The organism is Streptomyces sp. NPDC093089, from assembly GCF_044754405.1.
Lineage (GTDB): Bacteria > Actinomycetota > Actinomycetes > Streptomycetales > Streptomycetaceae > Streptomyces.
In genome coordinates this window covers 133,772-152,857 of the sequence record NZ_JBIVPA010000002.1, presented here as the reverse complement: position 1 = coordinate 152,857, position 19,086 = coordinate 133,772, and the positions used below count along the sequence as shown (strand labels likewise).

The window sequence follows — 19,086 nt, the reverse complement described above, 5'->3', positions numbered from 1 at the left end:
TCCCGGCTCCTAGAAGTAGGTGCGGACGTAGTCGACGACCGTGCCGTCCGCCTCGACGAGCGGGATGAGCTGCCACTTGTCGAAGGAGGTGCAGGGGTGCGACAGGCCCATGCCCACCCAGTCGCCGACCTCGACGTCCGCCCCGGGTTCGGTGCGGAGCCAGGCGTGCTGGTCGGAGAGCTTCGTGACGGTGATGCCCTCGGCGGGGCGGATCTCGCCCGTGCGGGCGTCGCGGACCACCTGCGCCTCGGGAAGGTGCAGGTCGTGGGCGGCGTCGCGCTTGCCCGCGTTGGTGAAGGCCTGCTCGTCGGTGGGACGGGACACGACCTGCGACCACAGCCGGAACGCGGGCTGGAGCGCGCCCTCCTCGGGGACCCGGTTGAAGGGGGTCAGGTTGCGGTACTGGCCGTCGTCGTGCGAGACGTACGCGCCCGAGCGGAGCAGCTTCAGGGTGGGCAGGGACAGTTCGGGGAGCTCGGCGAAGACGTCGGCGACCGTGTCGAACCAGGCGCTGCCGCCCGCGCTCACGATGATCTCCTCGACGCCGCCGCCGTCCGGTCCGCGGAACCGGCCCGCCTTGTCGAACTCGACGGCGAGCGCGGTCAGCCGGCGCAGCCAGGCGTCGACCCGCTCGGGCGTGGCGTCCGGGACCTCACCCTCGTACCCGGCGACGCCGACCAGGCGGAGCGTGGTGGTGGCGCCGACCGCGTCGGCGACGGCGGCGCACTCGGCCTCCGTGCGGACGCCGGTACGGGCCCCCTCGCCGGCGCCCAGTTCGACGACGACGTCCACCGGGCGGCCGGCGCCGGCGGCGCGCAGGGCCTCGTCCATCAGCTCGACGCCGCGCACGGAGTCGACGTAGCAGACGAAGCGGAGGTCGGGGTCGGCGTCGAGTTCGGCGGCGAGCCAGCGCAGGGCGACGGCGTCCACGAGCTCGTTGGCGAGGAAGATCCGGGAGATGCCGTGGGCGCGGTAGACGCGGGCCTGGTGGGGCACGGCGGCGGTGATGCCCCAGGCGCCGTACTCCATCTGCCGGTCGAAGAGCTGCGGGGCCATGGACGTCTTGCCGTGCGGCGCGAAGGCGAGGCCGTGCCGTTCCGCGTACAGCTCCAGGAGGCGCAGGTTGTGCTCGACGGACTCCGCGGAGAGGGCGAGGACGGGTGTGGTGAAGCCGCCGGTGAACAGGTCGCGCCGCTGGGCGGCGAGCTCGCCCACGGTCAGGCCCTCGGCGTCCGGGGGAAGGCCCTTGAAGCGGTCGTCGACGCGCTCGGCGGACGGGTCGGGCTTCGCCGTCGACTTCGCAGTCGACTTTCCAGCAGTCGCCGCAGTCGCCGCAGTCGCCGTCGCCGGGTCGGGCTTCGTCTCGTTCGCCGCGTCGGGCATGAGGCCTCCTCGTGGTCGTTGCGCAGAATGCAACGCTCATTGCGCACTGTGCTCAAGGCTGTCTAACATCCGGGCCAAGGCCGGGTCAATGGACCCGTAGGAGTCCCAGGGAGCCCGAGAGTGAGCGGACACGCGCCCCCCGAGGTCGTCTGCCTCGGCGAGTCCATGGTCACCTTCCTCCCCTCCAGGCCGGGCCGCCTCGCCGACGTCCCCTCCTTCACCCGCGCGATCGGCGGCGCCGAGTCCAACGTCGCCTGCGCCCTCGCCGCCGCCGGACACCGCACCCGATGGGTCGGCCGGGTCGGCCGCGACGGCTTCGGCGACCACCTCGTCGAGACCATCGCCCGCCACGGCGTCGACGTCACCGCCGTCGGCCGCGACCCGCACCGGCCGACCGGCGTCTACTTCCGCACCGACGCGGACCGCGCCACCGACGCCCACGAGGTCGTCTACTACCGGGCCGGATCGGCCGCCTCGGCCATGTCACCCGCCACCGTCCCGTACGACTCCGTCGCCGGCGCCCACGTCCTCCACCTCACCGGCATCACCGCCGCCCTCTCCGCGGACTGCCTCGCCCTCCTCCGGGACCTCACCGCCCCCCGCCCCGGCCGCCCGCTCGTCTCCTTCGACGTCAACCACCGGCCGGCCCTGTGGCGCGACGGCAGCGCCCCCGAGGTCCTCCTCGAACTCGCCCGCCGCGCCGACCTGGTCTTCGTGGGCGCCGACGAGGCCGAGGCGCTGTGGGGCCTCAAAGGCATCCGGGCCGTCACCGAGCTCATCGACGGACCCGGGACGGTCGTCCTCAAACTCGGCAAGGGCGGCGCCCACGTCTCCGACCGCCGCCCCGGCGCCTGCCCGGACGACGAGGACGCCGACGGCACGGGACACCTCCAGCGCCCGCCCCGCGTCGACGTCGTCTCCACCGTCGGCGCCGGCGACGCCTTCGCCGCCGGCTTCCTCTCCGCCACCCTCCGCGGCCTCGACCTGCCGACCCGGCTCCGGCACGGCCACCTCATGGCCGCCGCCGCCCTCACCGCCCCCGGCGACCTGGCCCCGCCGCCCCGCCGCGCCCACGCCGACCGGCTGGCCGCGCTCGACACCGCCGCCTGGGAGACACTTCACCTCGGCCCCGGCTGGACCGGGGCCGACCAGCAGGGCCCCGGCCGGACGGGGGACGACCAGGAGGTACGCACGCCATGAGCCAGACCGTCGACCGGGCGCTCAGCATCCTGCCGCTGCTCGCCCAGGGCCCCGCCGACCTCGGGCAGGTCGCCGAACGGCTCGGCGTCCACAAGTCCACGGCCCTGCGCCTGCTGCGCACCCTCCACGAGCACGGCCTCGTCCACCGGCAGCAGGACCAGCGCTACCGCCTCGGCGCCCGCCTCTTCGCCCTCGCGCAGGAGGCCGTCGAGAACCTCGACATCCGCGACATCGCCCACCCCTACCTCGCCGCCCTCAACGAGCGCATCGGGCACACCGTCCACCTCGCCGTGTACGAGGAGGGGGAGGTCCTCTACATCGACAAGGTCGAGAGCCGCTACCCGGTCCGCATGTACTCGCGCATCGGCAAGCCCGTCGCGATCACCGTCGCCGCCGTCGCGAAACTGCTCCTCGCCGACCTGCCCGAGGCGGAGCGCCGTGCCGTCGCCGCCAAGCTCGACTACCCCCCGTACACCCCCCGTTCGACCCCGAACGCCGCCGCCTTCCTCAAGGAGCTGGCGACCGTGCGCGAACAGGGCTGGGCCACCGACCTCGGCGGCCACGAGGAGTCCATCAACTGCGTCGGCGCGCCCATCCGCGGCGCCGACGGCCGGGTCGTCGCCGCCATGTCGGTCTCGGCGCCCAACGTGGTCGTCACGGCCGAGGAACTCCTCGCACTCCTCCCGCAGGTGCGCCGCACCGCGGACGCCATCAGCCGCGAGTACTCCGGCACCGCCCCGACGAAGGAAACAGAGGAACCGACCGCATGACCGAGAAGACCGCCCTCACCCCCGCCACCCACACCGCCCCGCCCGCCCGCTTCTCGCACGGCGTCAGGAAGGGGAACATCCTCCAGGTCGCCGGCCAGGTCGGCTTCCTCCCCGCCGTCGAGGGCCAGGCGCCCACCGTCGCCGGCCCGACCCTCCGCGAGCAGACCCTCCAGACCTTCGCCAACGTCAAGGCCATCCTGGAGGAGGGCGGCGCCACCTGGGACGACGTCATGATGATGCGCGTCTACCTCACCGACGTCGACCACTTCGCCGAGATGAACGCGATCTACAACCAGTACTTCGAGGACCAGGCCCTCAAGGCCCCCGCCTCCGCCCGCACCACCGTCTACGTCGGCCTCCCCGCCGGCCTCCTCATCGAGATCGACGCCCTGGCCGTCCTCGGCTGAGGGCTGGGCCCGGCGCGACGGGGCGCCCCGGCGGTGGGTCCGCCGGGGCGCCCGTCGCGCACGGAGTGTCAGGCGGTGCAGTACTGGGACTGCTTGCCGATGGAGCGGTACATGCAATCTGCGTTCTCCAGGAGTTGGAGGACGGCGTCGCGGTTGCGGGAGGTCTCGCGCTCGATGACCTCGTCGGGGGGGTAGAAGCCGCCGCCGGAGGAGGAGGCCGGGTACATCTCGAAGGTGTAGCCGAAGATGCGGTGGACGCCCCAGAGGTAGTCGTCGATCGAGCCGTCGGTGATGTAGAGGTCGCTGGACTGCTCGGGGGTGTAGCCGTTGCTCGCGGCCATCTTGCCGCCGACGGTGGCGAAGGCGTCGCGGTCGTCCTGGGTCATGCCGGTGGTGGTGTTGGCGGTGGTCCAGCCGAAGGGCCAGAGGACCAGTTCGCTGTAGGTGTGGAAGTCGATGGCCGCGGTGATCTGCTGCTTGCCGCCGACCACCCGGGAGCGGACGAAGTCGGCGACGACCTTGACCTCGGGGGCGGACTCGGGGGCGGTTCCGCGGTAGGTCTCGGAGCTCTTGGAACCGGAGGAGCCGCCGCAGCAGCCCCACTTGTAGTTCCAGTTCCGGTTCATGTCCGTACCGATGTACGAGGAGCCGGAGTTGGGCTGGCGGTTCTTGCGCCAGCTGCGGTAGGAGCCGGAGGCGATGTCGTACTCGCCGCCGTCGGGGTTGAGGTCCGGGACGATCCAGATCTCGCGCCCGTTCACCGCGTTGGTGATCCGGGAGTCGGTGCCGTAGCCCGCGCCGAGCTCGCGCAGCAGGTACAGCGCCATCTCGACGGTGAGGTGCTCGCGGGCGTGCTGGTGGTGGGTGAAGAGGACCTCGGGCTCGTTCTCGTCGGTGGCGACGTTGTCGCTGATCTTGATGGCGACGATGTCCCGGCCCTGGTACGACTTCCCGATCACCTGCTTGCGCATGATCGACGGGTAGGCGGCGAGGCGCTGGTCGATCTCCGCGTTCATCTCCGCGAAGTTGTGGTACTTCGCGTCGGCGGAGGGGAAGTCGAGCGGGCCGATCCGCTGGTCCTCGGCGGTCTTCCGGTTCGGCGGCCCGGGCAGGGCGACCGGCTTGTGGCCGAGCGCCTTGAGCCGGGCGAGCTGCTCGGTGTTCGCGCTGACGACGACCGCGCGGGCGTCGACCTCGTCGATCGAGACCCCGGTGGCGGTCAGCGCGGTGCGGGCGGCGACGGTGGAGGGTCCGGCGATCTCGTACTGCCGGATCACCTCCTCGGCGCCCGAGGCGATGCGGGCGGCGGTCGGTGCCGGGTCGGCCCCGGCGGGCGTGGAGAGGGCGGAGAGGGGCGCCGCGAGGGCGAGCGCCACGAGGGCCGCGAGGGTGGCGGACCTTCTGCCGCGGGTGGGACGTCGCATGCTGTCTCCTGGGTGGGGAGTGTGGGGGAGTGCGACAAACTCGTGCGGGTGTCCGGGCACATGGTGAGGCCGTGTCATGGACCGGTCAAGGTGGTGAGTTCGGCCATACTGTCCCGAGTGGGGACCCTCATCGGTAGATACGTCATCGAGCACAAGCTAGGCGAAGGCGGCATGGGCACCGTCTATCTCGCCCGATCGCGCGGCGGGCGCGCCGTCGCCGTCAAGGTCGCGCGGCCGGAACTCGCCTCCGACCCTTCCTTCCGCGCCCGCTTCCGCGCCGAGGTCGCCGCCGCCCGGCAGGTCGGCGGCTTCCACACGGCGCAGGTCGTCGACGCCGACCCGGACGCCGAGGCGCCCTGGCTCGCCACCGCCTACATCCCCGGCCCCACTCTCTCCGGACTCCTCACCGCCGAGGGCCCGATGGGCGAGGACCGGCTGCGCGCGCTCGGCGCCGCGCTCGCCGAGGCCCTGGAGGCCATCCACGCCTGCGGGCTCGTCCACCGCGACCTCAAGCCCGGCAACATCGTGATGGCCCCCGACGGCCCCCGCGTCCTCGACTTCGGCATCGCCCGCGCCCTGGAGTCCACCCGGCTCACCGCCACCGGCAACGCCTTCGGCACCCCCGGCTACCTCGCCCCCGAACAGGCCCTCGGCGAGGAGGTGACGGGCGCCGCCGACGTGTTCGCCCTCGGCGCCGTCCTCGTCGCCGCGACCGGCGGGCGCCCCTTCGGCGACGGCACCCCGATGGGGCTCATGTACCGGTCCGTGCACGAGGCCCCCGACCTCGCCACCGTCCCCGAGGCCCTCCGCGACCTCGTCGGCCGCTGCCTCGCCAAGAACCCGTACGAACGTCCCACCCCGGACGAGATCCTGGACGCGCTCGGAGACGGCGGCCGGGGGACGGGGATGGGGATGGGGACGGACCTTGCGTCGCAGGCGGCGTCGCAGGCCGCGGCGGTTCCGGTGCCGGGGCAGGACTCGGTGCCGGTCCAGGTGCCGGGTCGGACGTCGGGTCGGACGCCGGGGCAGGGTCAGACGCCGGTCCAGGCTCAGGCTCAGCCCCCGGTCCAGGTGGCGCCGGTGCAGGCCCAGGTGCAGGCCCCGGCCCAGGTGCAGGCCCCGGCCCCGGTCCAGGCCCCGGCCCCCGTCCCGGCCCCGGCCCCGGTCCAGGCCCAGGCCCCCGTCCAGGCCCCGGCGCCGGGTTGGGGACCGCCGCCCGGGTCCGTACCGCTGCCCGGGTCCCTGGCGCCGTCCGGGCCGGGGACACCGCCCGGAGCTGTGACCCCCGGACCCGTGACCCCCGGACCCGTGACCCCCGCACCCGTGACCCCCGGACCCGTGACCCCCGGACCCGTGACCCCCGCACCCGTACCGCCCCCCGGTTTCGGGCCCGCGCAGCCGCTGGATCCCGGGGTGTTGGGCGTACAGCACGGGCAGGGGTTCGCCGCGCCGCCTCCGCCGGCCGGGCCGCCGCAGGCCGGGCCCGATTTCGTGGCGGCGGACCGGGCGTCCGGGATCGTGGTGGACGGCGGTGGGGTGCACCTCCAGTTGTACGGCGAGGAGGCGGCGTTCACCTGGGCGGAGATCGTGGGGGTGGAGTACTGGCCGACCCGGCGCGGCCGGGGGCTGCGGGTCGCCGTGTCCCTGGCCCCGCACCTGGGCGGCGGCGTGTACGCCTGCGAGCTCGACGGGCGCCGTGCCGTCAGGGTCGACGAGTGGGCCGCCCGGCTCGCCGCGGTCCTGGCCCATTACCTGCCGCCCCGCTGATCCGCGTACGGGGGAGTGGCGGGGCGGGAAACGGCGACAGCGCCGCCGGGGGAGCGGCGGCGCTGCGCGTGCGGGGCCCTGTCGTTACGGCAGGTTGTGGACGTGCGGGCCGACCGCGTTCGACCAGGCGTTGCCGGCCGTCGCGTCCCAGTTGGTCGACCAGGTCATGGCGCCGCGGAGGGTGGGCCAGGCCTGGGCGGGCTTGAAGGTGCCGCAGCCGGTGAGCTTGGTGAGGCAGTCGAGCGCGTTCTTCACGACCTGCGGGTCGACGTAGCCGCTGCCCGCGCCGCGGGTGGAGGCGGGGACGCCGAGGCCGACCTGCGAGGGGGCGAGGCCGCCCTGGATCTGGATGCAGGCGAGCGCGGTGAGGAAGTCCACCGAACCCTGGCTGTAGACCTTGCCGTCGCAGCCGAGCATCGAACCGCTGTTGTAGTACTGGGTGTTGACGACCGTGAGGATGTCCTTCACGGCGAGCGCGGTCTTGAAGTACTCCGTGCCGGTGGACTGCATGTCGATGGTCTGCGGGGCCATCGTGATCACCAGGCTCGACCCCGCCTTGGCGGAGAGCTGGCGCAGCGCCTTGGTGAGGTACGTGGAGTTGATGCCGTGTTCGAGGTCGATGTCGACGCCGTTGAAGCCGTACTCCTGCATCAGGGCGTACGTGCTGTCGGCGAAGGCGGTGGCGCTGGCGTCGCTGTTGATCGTGACGTTGCCCTTCTCGCCGCCGACCGAGATGATCACGGACTTGCCGGCCGCCTTCTTGGCCGCGATGTCGGCCTTGAAGTCGGCGACCGAGGTGTAGCCGACGGCCGGGTCGAGGTTGAAGGTGATCTGGCCGGGCGTGGTGGTCGAGTCGGCGAACGAGACGGCGATGATGTCGTAGGCCGCCTGGACGTCCCGCAGCTTCTGCTTGGCGGCGCCGTTGTCGAAGTTCTGCCAGTAGCCGGTGACGGCGTGCTTCGGGACGGCCGGGCCGGGGCCCGGGTCCGTGGGCTTGAGGGTGCGCGCGGTCACGGCCGCGGACTTGGCGGACTCGCCCGCCGCGTTGGCCGCGGAGACCTGGAACTGGTACGCGGTGTCGGCGGTGAGTCCGGTGACGGTGGTCGACGTGCCGGTGACCGTCTGCGGGTTGGACCCGTCCCGGTAGACCTTGTAGCTCGTGGCGCCGGAGACCGCGCCCCAGCTCAGGGCGACGGAGGACGTGGTGACCGAACCGGCGGCGAGGCCGGCCGGGGTGGCCGGGACGACCGGGTCGGGGTCCTGACCGCCGCCGCCGTCGGGGCCGAAGACGCTCACGTCGTCGACGAAGTAGGGGGAGGTGCCGTACCAGCCGTGGGTGTAGATCTCCACGGACGTGGTGCTCGCGCCGGTGGTGAAGGTGGTGGTGAGCTGCTTCCAGGAGGGGCTGTCGGGCGTCCAGGTGGAGACGGAGCCGCTGCCCGTCCCGGTGTTGTTCGCACCGAGGTACGCGTAGCCGCCCTGGACCCAGGCGCTCAGCGTGTAGGTCGAGTTGGGCTTGACGGCCACGGTCTGCACGCACTTGGCGTTGTCGAGGCCGGCGGGGGTGGCCTTGAGGGCGCCGGCACCGGTGCGGACCGGGGAGGAGACGGCGGTGCCGCTTCCGGCGGAACAGGCCCAGTTGGTCAGGCCGTTCTCGAATCCGGCGTTCTTGGCGACGTTGACGTCCGCCGCCTGCGCGGTGCCGGCTCCGCCGACGAGGACGAGCCCGGAGCCGACGGCGAGCGCGAGGGCTCCGCCGAGCCAGCGGCGTCCGTGCGGGCGGGTGGTGGTGCGGTCCACGTGCATCCTCCGGTGGGGGAGTTGGGGATGTGGAGGTGCCGTACGTCGTCGTACGGAGGATCCGTCAGCGATTCGTACGGGGGTACGAGGCTGTGCGGGAGGTTCGACGGTGGCCACCGCTGTCGGAACAAGCTGGTCCAGACCAATCGCGTTGTCAAGACCTCTGGCAGGAGACGGCGTCGGCGACCCCCGCCCCTCCACCGCCCGCGCCACGGGAAACGCCGGGGTGGGAAGGGGCGGCGGGGTCCGTGCCCCCACCCCAAATTGATGGGGACAGCTTGGCGGATTGTGTGTTCACCACCCCGGGGGGCGCGGATAGGGTGCAGACACGGTCGCACCCTGCGGTGACGCCGTGAACGCGGTAAGTGATCCGCGGCCCCCGGGGCGCCGGAGGTCGGAGGGGACGGGGGAGCCTGACGTGCCGACAGCGATCGCGGTCACCGGCGCCGACCTGGTGCTGCCACCGACCGACCCGGGGACCCCGGACGCCGCCGTCCTCCCGCCCCCCGACAACCGCCCGCTCGACGCCTCCGTCGCCGACATGCAGCACCTCCTCACCCGGTACGGACACGTCGTCGTCGTCTGCCCCGCCGCCGCCCCCGCCGCCGTCGAGCAACGCCTCCGCGCCGTCCGCGGCCTCCTCGAAAGCGACCGGATCGCCCTGGTCAGGACCGACCTGCCGCCCCTCGGCACGGCCGTCCTCGTCCGCCAGCTCCGGCAACTGGCCGGCTGCGACTTCAGCCCCGGCGTCCTCGCCTCCGCCGCCCGGCTCCTCGCCCACTACATCTACGCCGGCGCCGTCCTCGGCTCCGTCGCCCGGCTCGACCGCGTCCCCGTCAGCCTCGGCTCCCACCTCAAGAGCTGGCTCCCCGGCGCCCACTTCGCCGTCCTCGCCGGACCCACCCCCCAGATCGTGCGCCTCGGCAGCGGCGAAACCCCGCTCGCCGGACCCGAGTTCACCACCGAACTCCTCCTCGCCCGCGGCCACCTCCAGACCGACTGGCCCACCACCACCCTCGTACCCCAGTGGCGCATCGGCGGACCCGTCCACGAAACCCCCCTGCCCGACAGCTCACCCGGCTGGTGGGGAACCCCCAAACTCGTCGAGTTCGCCGCCTACCTCCCCGACCTCCCCGTCCTCTACCAACTCGTCTCCTCCGTCCGCCGCGAGACCTGCCACTGGTGCGGCATGGACCTCATCGGAGACCGCTGCGGCTTCTGCGCCGCCCCCCTCGCCCCACCCGACCAGGCCCCCCGCGCAGTCGCCCCCGCAAACCGGACCCCCGGCGCCCTCACCGGCGGCCCGCCCGTCCGCGTTCTGGGCTCCGGCGCCCACGCCGCCCCGGCCCTCGGCCCCGCCGCACACCCCACCCTCGGCCCCGCGCACCCCACCCGCGCCCTGCCGTGAACCCCGCCCGCCGCGACGCCCCCGCACGCCCCGCCACCCACCAGCCGCCCCGTCCGTCCGGACCCACGTCTCCGATCGAGGTAGTACGGCCATGAACTCCCGCCAGCGCCGCGGCGTCATCCTGCTGCTGCTGTCCGTCCTGTGCGCGCTCGGCGCCTTCGCCGGCGTCCTCGCGGTCATCAGCGACGTGAACTCGAAGGTCGGCCCGGAGGTCACCGCGTACCGGATCGCCAAGGACGTGAAGCCCTACACGGCCCTGAGCAACGGCCAGTTCGAGAAGATCGCGATGCCGAAGCGCTGGCTCCCCGAGACCGCCGTCACCGACCTCCGGCGCATCCAGGGCAAGATCGCCGTCACCGAGCTGCGGGAGGGCTCGCTCCTCCAGGAGGACATGATCGTCGACCGGCCGGCCCTCCAGGAAGGGCAGCAGGAGATCGCCATCATGATCGACGCGGCCACCGGGGTCGCCGGCAAGATCACCGCGGGCGCCACCGTCAACATCTACGCCACCTTCGCCGGAGAGAAGAAGGGCGACCCCTCCCAGTCCCGGATGATCGTCGCCGGCGCCCGCGTCCTCGACGTCGGCAAGCTCACCCCCATCCGCGACCAGTCCGGCAGCACCGGACGCACCGGCACCGAAGCCGTCCCCATCAGCTTCGCCCTCTCCACCCTCGACGCCCAGCGCGTCGCCTACGCCGAGTCGTTCGCCGAGCACGTACGCCTCGCCCTCGTCGCGCCCACCACCGGCGGCGCCCCCGCCGACCAGCGCGACCGCACCTACACGCTCGAAAAGGACAAGTGAGGCCGGTATGACCACCAGGATCCTGCCGGCCGTCGGAGACCCCGACGCGGCCCGGTCCGTCATGACGCTGCTCAGCCAGCTCCCCGACGCCGAACCCGCCCCGCCCGTCGCCGACTCCACCCAACTCGTCGACGCCCTCGCCCGCCTCGCCGCCGTCTCCGTCGACGAACTCCCCGAAGTCGTCCTCGTCCACGAGCGGATCGGCCCCGTCCCCGCCCTCGAACTCGTCCGCGAGGTCGCCCTCCGCTTCCCCGCCGTCGGCACCGTCCTCATCAGCGCCGACGCCAGCCCCGTCCTCTTCTCCGCCGCCATGGACTCCGGCGCCCGCGGCCTCGTCACCCTCCCCCTCGGCTACGAGGAACTCGCCAGCCGCGTCCAGGCCGCCGCCCAGTGGTCCACCGGCGTCCGCCGCCACCTCGGCGCCGGCGCCGACCGCCCCACCGGACCCGGCGGCACCGTCGTCACCGTCAGCGGCGCCAAGGGCGGCGTCGGCACCACCGTCACCGCCGTCCACCTCGCCCTCGCCGCCCGCGCCTCCGGCCGCACCGTCGCCCTCGTCGACATGGACCTCCAGAGCGGCGACATCGCCTCCTACCTCGACGTCCAGTTCCGCCGCTCCGTCGCCGACCTCGCCACCATCACCGACATCTCCCCCCGCGTCCTCCAGGACGCCGTCTACGTCCACGAGACCGGCCTCTCCCTCCTCCTCGCCCCCGCCGAGGGCGAACGCGGCGAAGAGGTCACCGACCGCGCCGCCCGCCAGGTCGTCAGCGCCCTCCGCGGCCGCCACGACGTCGTCGTCCTCGACTGCGGCTCCCGCCTCGACAGCGCCAACGCCGCCGCGATCGAAATGGCCGACACCGCGCTCCTCGTCACCACCCCGGACGTCGTCGCCGTCCGCGCCGCCAAGCGGACCGTACGCATGTGGGAACGCCTCCAGGTCCGCAAGGCCGAGGAGACCGTCACCCTCGTCAACCGCCACCACCGCTCCACCGAGATCCAGCCGCCCCTCGTCCAGAAGATCACCGGCACCCGCGTCTCCGGCATCTCCGTCCCCGCCCACTTCAAGGAACTCTCCGCCGTCGTCGACGCCGGCCGCCTCCACGAACTCGACGCCAAATCCACCGTCAAGCAGGCCCTGTGGGCCCTCGCCGGCGAACTCGGCCTGGTCGGCACCCCCGCCGCCGACACCACCGGCACCCCCGGCAAGCAACTCGCCCGCGCCGGCGACCGCGGCTCCCTCGGCCTGCGCCGCCGCACCGGAGGCCGCTGACCCATGCGGACGTTCCGGGACGACGACAGGAGGCGGGGCGACCGCGGCCAAGTGGCCGTGGAGTTCCTGGGCATGGTGCCGCTGATCCTGCTCACCCTCGCCCTGCTGTGGCAGGTCGTCCTGGTCGGATACACGTACACGCTGGCGGGGAACGCGGCGGACGAGGCCGCCCGCGCCGAGGCCGTCGGCGACGACTGCTCCGAGGCCGCCCTGCGCCACCTCGACGGGGCGTGGAAGAGCGGCGCGAGGCCCGTCTGCTCCAGCGGCGGAGGCGTGTCCACCGCGATCGTCGAGATCCGGGTCCCCGTGCTCTTCCCCGGCATCGGCGGACTCTTCAGGGTGGAGGCGAAGGCCGCCGCGGTGGACGAGAAGGGCATACGGCCATGACGGGCGACCGGCGCGGAACGGGATGCCACAGCCACGGAACGGGACGCGACCGACGCGGAACGCGGTGGGGCCTTCGGCGCATGCCGTGGGACCGTCGGCGAACGCGACGCGACCGGGGCCAGGCGGCCGTCGAGTACCTCGGCTTCCTGCCCGTGCTCCTGCTCGTCGGCCTCGCCGGGCTCCAGCTCGGCGTCGCCGCGTACGCCGCCCAGCAGGCGGGCACGGCCGCCCGCGCGGCCGCGAGGGCCGCGAGCAGCGACGCCGAGGACGCCCCCGACCCGGAGACCGTCGGCCGCGCCGCGGCCAGCTGGGCCACCTCCGTTTCGGTCACCGAGGGCGGCGGCGAGGCCGTCGCCACGGTCACCGTCCGCATCCCCTCCGTCGTGCCCTTCTGGGACTTCGGTGACGTGACCAAGACCGCCACCATGCCCCTGACCGAGACGCCCCAGGAGGACCTGCCATGAGCCTGCGCGCCCGGATCAACGCCCCCGAGGACAAGGGCGGCGGCGCGGCTGCCAGGGAGGACGGCCACCTGGTCGCCGCCTTCCGCGCCAAGCTCCTGGAGGAGATCGACCTCACCGAGATGTCCGCGCTCGCGGCCGCCGAGCGGCGCGCCCGCCTGGAGCGCGTCCTCGGACACATCATCAGCCGCGAGGGGCCGGTCCTCTCCACCGCCGAACGCGCCCAGCTGATCCGCCGGGTCGTCGACGAGGCCCTCGGGCTCGGCGTACTCGAACCGCTCCTCGAAGACGCCTCCATCACCGAGATCATGGTCAACGGCCCCGACCAGATCTTCATCGAACGCGGCGGACGCGTCGAACTCCTCCCGCTCCGCTTCGCCTCCCACGACCAGCTGATGCAGACCATCGAACGGATCGTGTCGACCGTCAACCGGCGCGTCGACGAGTCCAACCCGATGGTCGACGCCCGGCTCCCCTCCGGGGAACGCGTCAACGTCATCATCCCGCCGCTCTCCCTCACCGGCGCGACCCTCACCATCCGCCGCTTCCCCCGCGCCTACACGCTGCACGAGATGATCGGCCTCGGCTCCCTCGACGAGCAGATGCTGCTCCTGCTGTCCGGCCTCGTCCAGGCCAAGTTCAACCTGATCGTCTCCGGCGCCACCGGCACCGGCAAGACCACCCTCCTCAACGCCCTCTCCGGCCTCGTCCCGGACGGCGAACGGATCATCACCATCGAGGACTCGGCCGAACTCCAGCTCCAGCAGTCCCACGTCATCCGCCTGGAAGCCCGCCCCCCGAACATCGAGGGCCGCGGCGCCATCTCCATCCGCGACCTCGTCCGCAACTCCCTCCGCATGCGCCCCGACCGGATCATCGTCGGAGAGGTCCGCGGCGGCGAGACCCTCGACATGCTCCAGGCGATGTCCACCGGCCACGACGGCTCCCTCGCCACCGTCCACGCCAACTCCGCCGAGGACGCCCTCATGCGGCTCCAGACCCTGGCCTCCATGTCCGAGGTCAAGGTCCCCTTCGAAGCCCTGCGCGACCAGATCAACAGCGCCGTCGACGTCCTCGTCCAGCTCACCCGGCACCCCGACGGCACCCGCCGGATCACCGAGATCTCCGTCCTCGCCTCCCACGGACGCGAACGCTTCCTCCTCGCCACCATCTGCCGCTTCCAGGCCCAGCCGCTCGCCGCCGACGGGCGCGTGTACGGGCGCTTCACCTACCACCCGCTGCCCCGCCGCGTCGCCGAACGCCTCTACATGGCCGGACAGCCCATCCCCCAGGCGTTCGGCGTCGCCGCCACCGACGCCCACCTGGCCACCCGAGAGGCGGAATGATGACCGACGCGGACCTCGTCACCGGGGAGGCGGGAGCCCTGACACGTACCGGCCCCGTCACGGGAGTGCCCGGAGTGAGCCCGCACACCGGCCTCGTCACGGGAGTACCCGGAACGAGCCCGCACATCGCCCCCGTCACCGGGGAGGCGCGGCGATGACCGACCCCTTCTGGCTGACCACGGGCGTGACCCTGATCGCCTGCGTCCTGGGCGTCGTCGGCGTCCAGCTGTACGCGAGCGGGGCGCGCCGGCACGCGGCCCTCGTCGCCCGGCTCGACGAGACGGGCGAGCCCGAGAGCACGGGGCGCCGCCGGCGACGCTTCCGCGGCCTCGACCGACGCGTCCGCGGGACCACGCTCGGACGCAAGCTGGAACTGCGCATCGCGGCCACCGGACTCGACGTCACACCGGGGGAGTTCACCGTCGCGCTCGCCGTGACCGTCGCCGTCCTCTGGATCGTCGGACAGGCCGCGCTCTCCCCGTTCTTCGGCCCCATCTGCGGACTCCTCGGCGTCTGGGTCGCCATGGGATTCCTCAACTGGCAGCGCCAGAAGCGCATCGAGAAGTTCATCAACCAACTCCCCGAACTCTCCCGCATCCTGGCCAACGCCACCCAGGCCGGCCTCGCCCTGCGCATGGCCCTCAGCCTCGCCGCCGACGAGCTCGAAGCCCCGGCCGGGGACGAACTGGAGAAGGTCGCCCAGCAGTTGGCCGTCGGCACCTCCCTCGACGACGCCCTCGGCGAACTCGCCGAACGCCTCCCCTCCCGCGAACTCGTCGTCCTCGTCACCACCCTCGTCCTCGCCAACCGGGCCGGCGGCACCGTCGTCTCCTCCCTCCGCAACCTCACCGAGACCCTGGAGGAACGCAAGGAGACCCGGCGCGAGGTCCGCACCCAGCTCTCCCAGGTCAGCATGACCGCGTACGCCGTACCCGTCATCGGCGTCGGCTCCCTCCTCCTCATCGACAACATGCAGCCCGGCGCCCTCGACCGCATGACCGGCTCCGGCATCGGGCAGGCCGCCGTCATCGCCGCCTTCGCCCTGTACGTCGTCGGCTTCGCCGTCATCCGCCGCTTCTCGAAGATCGACGTATAGGAACGGCCGCCGTGGACCTCCTCCTCGCCCTCCTCGCCGGCCTCGCCGTCGCCGGCGCCTCCTACGGCCTGCGCCTCTACCGCGCCGACGCCCGCCTCCCCGACGACCTCAAACTCGCCCTGGAGGTCGGCGCCACCCGCACCGGCGCCGTCGACTCCGCCGTCGACCGCCTCGGCATGCGCTGGTCACCCGCCGTCCTCCGCGCCATGGGCCCCAAGCGCGTCAACTCCGTCCGCCGCCGCATCGACCTCGCCGGCAACCCCGGCGGCCTCACCATCGACCGGTACGGTGCCCGCCGGGCCGTGTACGGCTTCCTCGGTGCCCTCGGCGGCCTCCTCATGCTGAGCAAGGGGTCCTACCTCGTCGCCCTCCTCCTCTTCGCCTTCGGCGCCTTCTGGACCGAAGTCGGCATCTGGTCCGCCGTCCGCATCCGCAAGGACCAGATCGAACGCACCCTCCCCGACTTCCTCGACGTCCTCGCCGTCGTGGTCTCGGCGGGCCTGGGATTCCGTCAGGCCCTGGAGAGGGTCGCGGAGAAGTACGAGGGCCCCTGGTCCGACGAACTCCGCATCACCCTCCGCCAGATGGACATGGGCGTCAGCCGCCGCCAGGCCTTCGACGAACTCCGCCGCCGCAACGACTCCGAACAGGTCGCCCAGTTCGTCACCGCCCTCCAACAGGGCGAGGAACTCGGCGCCCCCATCGTCGACACCCTCATCCAGATCGCCAACGACATGCGCCGCACCGACGCCCAGAACGCCCGCCGCAAAGCCGCCAAAGCCGTCCCCAAGGCCACCATGGTCATCACCACCCTCATGGTCCCCGCCACCATGATCCTCCTCGGCGCCGGCCTCTTCCTCGGCACCGGCACCGACTTCGGCTCCGTCACGGGCAAGTGATCCGTCCGCCCTCTGACATATTCCGCCGAAACCTCTTCGCCCGTGCAACACGATGTGCCACAGTGCCAACTGAGTGTGAGGGAGGCGCCCGTGCACCAGGCCCACCCAGCGACCCGGCCCCCCGGGTCCTGCCCGCCGACCCACCCATCGGCGAACCACGCCCACACGCAAGCGTCTCAACGCGGAGGGGACCACGATGAACGACGCGCTGCTCAAGACCCTGACGAGGGCCAAGGTACGAGCCACCACCCGACTCCTCCGGGGCGACCGCGGCCAGACCGCGGTCGAGTACCTGGGGATCATCGTCGTGGTGGTGGCGATCGTGGTGGCGATCACCGGTACGGACATCGGGACCACGATCATGACGGCTATCACGAACAAGATCGCGGAATTGGCCGACTAGCCGCGCTCGGTAGCGGAGGCAGGGACGCGGGTCAGGCGTTCCCCGTTTACATCGCGACCATCGCGGGACTGCTGTTCCTTGCCTTCGTCTACTTCGCCGTAGGCCAGGCGGCGTCCACTCGTAACGGTGCTCAAACCGCGGCTGATGCTGCGGCCTTGGCGGCGGCTCAGGACGCGCGCGAGCAGCTGCGTACGGGATGGTTGGAGGTGCTTGCTGATCCCGAGCAATGGGACGCATTCCTAGGGGGAAGGAAGTATGACGACGCTCCCGCGTGCCAAGCCGCTGCCGTGTTCGCCGGAAGGAATGGTGCGGAACTCTCGGGGGCCGGTTGTAGCCGTCTGCCTCTGGGCGACGAGGGCTTTGCTGTCACGGTGCGTACGACGGGAACGGTGGGCGACTCCATCGTCCCCGGCACGGAGTCGCAACACGTCTCGGCATCTGCGAAGGCCGTGATTGAGCCGAAGTGCAGCTTCGACCCATTGGAGGAGCCCACTTCGGATCCCAGCCCGACGGAGCCTGACGAAGAACAGGGTGAGGAGGACGAGCCGATTCTCGGGCTGACCTGCGACGGCGAACCATGGGAGATCGATCCCGATTCCCCGACGCTACCCAGTGCCGTTGACCTCTTCGCTGTCCGACTGATCGGCGACAACGAGTAAAGGAATCCTGCTTCATGAACGTTCGGTACGCACGAAAGGGGCTAGCTTCCCTCGCGGTCGTGTCGGTCGCCCTCCTTGCGGTCGGCTGCGGAGCCGAGGAGAAGCCGACCGCAGACAAGGCAGCGGCGACGACTCCCGCACCCCAGGGAAGCAAGACCACCACGGAGTCACAGCCGGCTGAGGAGCCGACCTCGACGCTAGCCGTACTCAGAGGTGAGGACGGTTTCGAGCTCACGCTGACCTCGGTCGAGCGAGACGCCGGTGGCTTCCTGACCGTGAAGGGGTCGCTGAAGAACTCCTCCGACAAGAGTCGGGCTGTCCCTCCCCGTATCAGGGGGGATGAGACTGAAGTGCTGGAGCACGGCAACTCGCTGGGTGGTGCCACGCTGCTCGACTCGGTAGGGAAGAAGCGCTACTACGTTCTGCGGGACACGGACGGGCGGCCACTGACCACGACCGGTCTGGGGATTCTCGGTGGAGGGAAGTCGGTCCCGGTCTTCATGCAATTCCCCGCACCCCCCGCCTCCACGACCGAAGTCTCCTTCCAGCTCCCCACCTTCGAACCCGCCACCCTCAAACTCTCCTGAGGCGACGCCATGACGACGACGAATCGCCGCATCGCGGCCCTGGTTATCGCCTCGGTGGCGGTGTGGCCGATCACTGTTCCGATCGCGCAGGCGGATGATCCGCCGGGGTCGGCGGGTGTCGCGCAGGCGCCGCCCGTGATCGACGCGAGGTCGCCGAATCTGATGTTGCCGGACGGGGCGACGTTGGCGCCGGCGAAGGTGTTGGACATCAAGCAGATCGTGGAGGAGGAGGGCGGGGAGCAGCGGAGGCAGGACACGAACGTGGACGTGACGTTCGCGTTGCAGGCCGAGGTGTTGTTCCCGAAGAACAGCGCGAAGTTGTCGGGGGCGGCGACGGCGCGGATCGGGGCGATCGCGGCGGAGATCAACAGGATGGGGTCGGGGAGGGTGCGGGTCTTCGGGTTCACGGACAACCTGGGGACGTACGAGCACGGGTTGAAGCTGTCGAAGGAGCGGGCGGTCGCCGTGCAGCAGGTGCTGGCGCGGGTGTTGGATCCGGGGACGACGTTCGACATCCGGGGGTACAGCGAGGACTTCCCGATCGCGGACAACGGGACGGAGGAGGGGCGAAAGAAGAACCGGCGGGTGGAGGTGTCGTTCCCGAGGACGACGTCGACGGCGCCGTGAGGGGTGGGGTCAGAGGTTCAGCGCGGACAGGATCGTGGCCGTCATGCAGGCCGGGGTGGCGTGCGGAGCGGGTCGGGGGCGGGGCCGTGAAGTCGAGGAGTTCGGGCGGGCCGGGGGCGTCGAGGCGTTCGATGCGGTGGAGGTGTGCGGCCGTTCCGTGGCTGCAGACGAGTTCCGGGCGGAGGAGTTGGAGGGCGGTCGCTCTGACGCGCCAGTCGACGTCCTTGCCGGGGGCGGCCCACGCGCCGCGGTGGATCCGCTGCCAGCCGTCCCGGCGTAGGCGGCCGGCCAGCCGGCCCGGGGGCCAGCCCGCCGCGACCGCCCGGGCCGTCAGGAGGATCCCGCCTCGGGCGAGGATCGCCAACTCGTACATACGCGCAACGATCC

19 protein-coding genes are annotated in these 19,086 nt (G+C 72.2%); 16 read left to right on the top strand and 3 right to left on the bottom strand.

The window, feature by feature from the left end; all coding sequences use genetic code 11:
* Window positions 1-9: 9 nt before the first annotated feature.
* Window positions 10-1,383 (bottom strand): amino acid deaminase, encoded by a 1,374-nt coding sequence (locus ACIQFX_RS04230; RefSeq protein WP_402458798.1) that lies wholly within the window; start codon window positions 1,381-1,383, stop codon window positions 10-12.
* Window positions 1,384-1,503: 120 nt separating this feature from the next.
* On the opposite strand from ACIQFX_RS04230, the gene ACIQFX_RS04225 reads away from it, so the two are divergent.
* From ACIQFX_RS04225 to ACIQFX_RS04215, 3 genes are read left to right on the top strand one after another with little or no spacing between them, the layout of a single operon-like run.
* Window positions 1,504-2,583 (top strand): sugar kinase, encoded by a 1,080-nt coding sequence (locus tag ACIQFX_RS04225; protein ID WP_402458796.1) that lies wholly within the window; start codon window positions 1,504-1,506, stop codon window positions 2,581-2,583.
* On the top strand, window positions 2,580-3,353 hold the full coding sequence (locus ACIQFX_RS04220) for an IclR family transcriptional regulator (protein WP_402458794.1): 774 nt from the start codon (window positions 2,580-2,582) through the stop codon (window positions 3,351-3,353). Before ACIQFX_RS04225 ends, ACIQFX_RS04220 begins: the two co-directional genes overlap by 4 nt.
* Window positions 3,350-3,760, top strand: coding sequence for a RidA family protein (locus ACIQFX_RS04215; RefSeq protein ID WP_402458792.1), 411 nt, complete (start codon window positions 3,350-3,352; stop codon window positions 3,758-3,760). Before ACIQFX_RS04220 ends, ACIQFX_RS04215 begins: the two co-directional genes overlap by 4 nt.
* Window positions 3,761-3,828: 68 nt before the next feature.
* Here the strand turns inward: ACIQFX_RS04215 and ACIQFX_RS04210 are convergent, their stop codons facing one another.
* The gene (locus ACIQFX_RS04210) at window positions 3,829-5,184 is read right to left on the bottom strand and encodes a M14 family metallopeptidase (protein WP_402458790.1); all 1,356 of its coding nucleotides are present in this window, start codon (window positions 5,182-5,184) and stop codon (window positions 3,829-3,831) included.
* Window positions 5,185-5,301: 117 nt separating this feature from the next.
* Here ACIQFX_RS04210 and ACIQFX_RS04205 point away from each other — a divergent pair, with 117 nt between their 5' ends.
* Complete coding sequence (locus ACIQFX_RS04205) at window positions 5,302-6,951, top strand: serine/threonine-protein kinase (RefSeq protein ID WP_402458789.1); 1,650 nt, start codon at window positions 5,302-5,304, stop codon at window positions 6,949-6,951.
* Between the two features lie 84 nt (window positions 6,952-7,035).
* Here ACIQFX_RS04205 and ACIQFX_RS04200 read toward each other — a convergent pair whose 3' ends face one another.
* Window positions 7,036-8,757 carry a chitinase gene (locus ACIQFX_RS04200; protein WP_402458787.1) on the bottom strand — a complete coding sequence of 574 codons (1,722 nt, stop codon included), beginning with the start codon at window positions 8,755-8,757 and terminating at the stop codon, window positions 7,036-7,038.
* A 412-nt stretch (window positions 8,758-9,169) separates the two neighbouring features.
* On the opposite strand from ACIQFX_RS04200, the gene ACIQFX_RS04195 reads away from it, so the two are divergent.
* The 12 genes from ACIQFX_RS04195 (at window position 9,170) to ACIQFX_RS04140 (ending at window position 18,699) form a co-directional block, all read left to right on the top strand.
* Window positions 9,170-10,159: a hypothetical protein gene (locus tag ACIQFX_RS04195; RefSeq protein ID WP_402458785.1), complete on the top strand. Its 990-nt coding sequence runs from the start codon at window positions 9,170-9,172 to the stop codon at window positions 10,157-10,159.
* Between the two features lie 91 nt (window positions 10,160-10,250).
* A complete protein-coding gene (cpaB, locus tag ACIQFX_RS04190) occupies window positions 10,251-10,961 on the top strand; it encodes a Flp pilus assembly protein CpaB (RefSeq protein ID WP_402458784.1) in 711 nt (236 codons plus the stop codon).
* A gap of 7 nt (window positions 10,962-10,968) precedes the next feature.
* On the top strand, window positions 10,969-12,234 hold the full coding sequence (locus tag ACIQFX_RS04185) for a CpaE family protein (RefSeq protein WP_402458782.1): 1,266 nt from the start codon (window positions 10,969-10,971) through the stop codon (window positions 12,232-12,234).
* 3 nt (window positions 12,235-12,237) lie between these two features.
* Window positions 12,238-12,621 (top strand): TadE/TadG family type IV pilus assembly protein, encoded by a 384-nt coding sequence (locus tag ACIQFX_RS04180; protein WP_402458780.1) that lies wholly within the window; start codon window positions 12,238-12,240, stop codon window positions 12,619-12,621.
* Window positions 12,622-12,701: 80 nt separating this feature from the next.
* The gene (locus tag ACIQFX_RS04175) at window positions 12,702-13,085 is read left to right on the top strand and encodes a TadE/TadG family type IV pilus assembly protein (RefSeq protein WP_402458778.1); all 384 of its coding nucleotides are present in this window, start codon (window positions 12,702-12,704) and stop codon (window positions 13,083-13,085) included.
* Complete coding sequence (locus ACIQFX_RS04170) at window positions 13,082-14,428, top strand: CpaF family protein (RefSeq protein WP_402458777.1); 1,347 nt, start codon at window positions 13,082-13,084, stop codon at window positions 14,426-14,428. The genes ACIQFX_RS04175 and ACIQFX_RS04170 overlap by 4 nt, the downstream gene beginning before the upstream one ends.
* 154 nt (window positions 14,429-14,582) lie before the next feature.
* Window positions 14,583-15,524, top strand: a complete 942-nt coding sequence (locus tag ACIQFX_RS04165) for a type II secretion system F family protein (protein ID WP_402458775.1) — start codon at window positions 14,583-14,585, stop codon at window positions 15,522-15,524.
* 11 nt (window positions 15,525-15,535) lie between these two features.
* Window positions 15,536-16,423, top strand: coding sequence for a DUF5936 domain-containing protein (locus ACIQFX_RS04160; RefSeq protein ID WP_402458773.1), 888 nt, complete (start codon window positions 15,536-15,538; stop codon window positions 16,421-16,423).
* A 196-nt stretch (window positions 16,424-16,619) separates the two neighbouring features.
* Window positions 16,620-16,826: a Flp family type IVb pilin gene (locus ACIQFX_RS04155; protein WP_402458771.1), complete on the top strand. Its 207-nt coding sequence runs from the start codon at window positions 16,620-16,622 to the stop codon at window positions 16,824-16,826.
* On the top strand, window positions 16,814-17,485 hold the full coding sequence (locus ACIQFX_RS04150) for a pilus assembly protein TadG-related protein (RefSeq protein WP_402459562.1): 672 nt from the start codon (window positions 16,814-16,816) through the stop codon (window positions 17,483-17,485). Before ACIQFX_RS04155 ends, ACIQFX_RS04150 begins: the two co-directional genes overlap by 13 nt.
* Window positions 17,486-17,499: 14 nt before the next feature.
* A complete protein-coding gene (locus ACIQFX_RS04145; RefSeq protein ID WP_402458770.1) occupies window positions 17,500-18,072 on the top strand; it encodes a hypothetical protein in 573 nt (190 codons plus the stop codon).
* Window positions 18,073-18,081: 9 nt separating this feature from the next.
* The gene (locus ACIQFX_RS04140; protein ID WP_402458768.1) at window positions 18,082-18,699 is read left to right on the top strand and encodes an OmpA family protein; all 618 of its coding nucleotides are present in this window, start codon (window positions 18,082-18,084) and stop codon (window positions 18,697-18,699) included.
* Window positions 18,700-19,086 lie beyond the last annotated feature (387 nt).

What these genes read in the sequence shown, in the direction of transcription:
- ACIQFX_RS04230 (WP_402458798.1), bottom strand. Translation starts at nt 1,383, where the DNA reads ATGCCCGACGCGGCGAACGAGACGAAGCCCGACCCGGCGACGGCGACT.
- ACIQFX_RS04220 (WP_402458794.1), top strand. Translation starts at nt 2,580, where the DNA reads ATGAGCCAGACCGTCGACCGGGCGCTCAGCATCCTGCCGCTGCTCGCC.
- ACIQFX_RS04215 (WP_402458792.1), top strand. Translation starts at nt 3,350, where the DNA reads ATGACCGAGAAGACCGCCCTCACCCCCGCCACCCACACCGCCCCGCCC.
- ACIQFX_RS04210 (WP_402458790.1), bottom strand. Translation starts at nt 5,184, where the DNA reads ATGCGACGTCCCACCCGCGGCAGAAGGTCCGCCACCCTCGCGGCCCTC.
- ACIQFX_RS04200 (WP_402458787.1), bottom strand. Translation starts at nt 8,757, where the DNA reads ATGCACGTGGACCGCACCACCACCCGCCCGCACGGACGCCGCTGGCTC.
- cpaB (WP_402458784.1), top strand. Translation starts at nt 10,251, where the DNA reads ATGAACTCCCGCCAGCGCCGCGGCGTCATCCTGCTGCTGCTGTCCGTC.
- ACIQFX_RS04185 (WP_402458782.1), top strand. Translation starts at nt 10,969, where the DNA reads ATGACCACCAGGATCCTGCCGGCCGTCGGAGACCCCGACGCGGCCCGG.
- ACIQFX_RS04180 (WP_402458780.1), top strand. Translation starts at nt 12,238, where the DNA reads ATGCGGACGTTCCGGGACGACGACAGGAGGCGGGGCGACCGCGGCCAA.
- ACIQFX_RS04175 (WP_402458778.1), top strand. Translation starts at nt 12,702, where the DNA reads ATGCCGTGGGACCGTCGGCGAACGCGACGCGACCGGGGCCAGGCGGCC.
- ACIQFX_RS04170 (WP_402458777.1), top strand. Translation starts at nt 13,082, where the DNA reads ATGAGCCTGCGCGCCCGGATCAACGCCCCCGAGGACAAGGGCGGCGGC.
- ACIQFX_RS04165 (WP_402458775.1), top strand. Translation starts at nt 14,583, where the DNA reads ATGACCGACCCCTTCTGGCTGACCACGGGCGTGACCCTGATCGCCTGC.
- ACIQFX_RS04155 (WP_402458771.1), top strand. Translation starts at nt 16,620, where the DNA reads ATGAACGACGCGCTGCTCAAGACCCTGACGAGGGCCAAGGTACGAGCC.
- ACIQFX_RS04145 (WP_402458770.1), top strand. Translation starts at nt 17,500, where the DNA reads ATGAACGTTCGGTACGCACGAAAGGGGCTAGCTTCCCTCGCGGTCGTG.
- ACIQFX_RS04140 (WP_402458768.1), top strand. Translation starts at nt 18,082, where the DNA reads ATGACGACGACGAATCGCCGCATCGCGGCCCTGGTTATCGCCTCGGTG.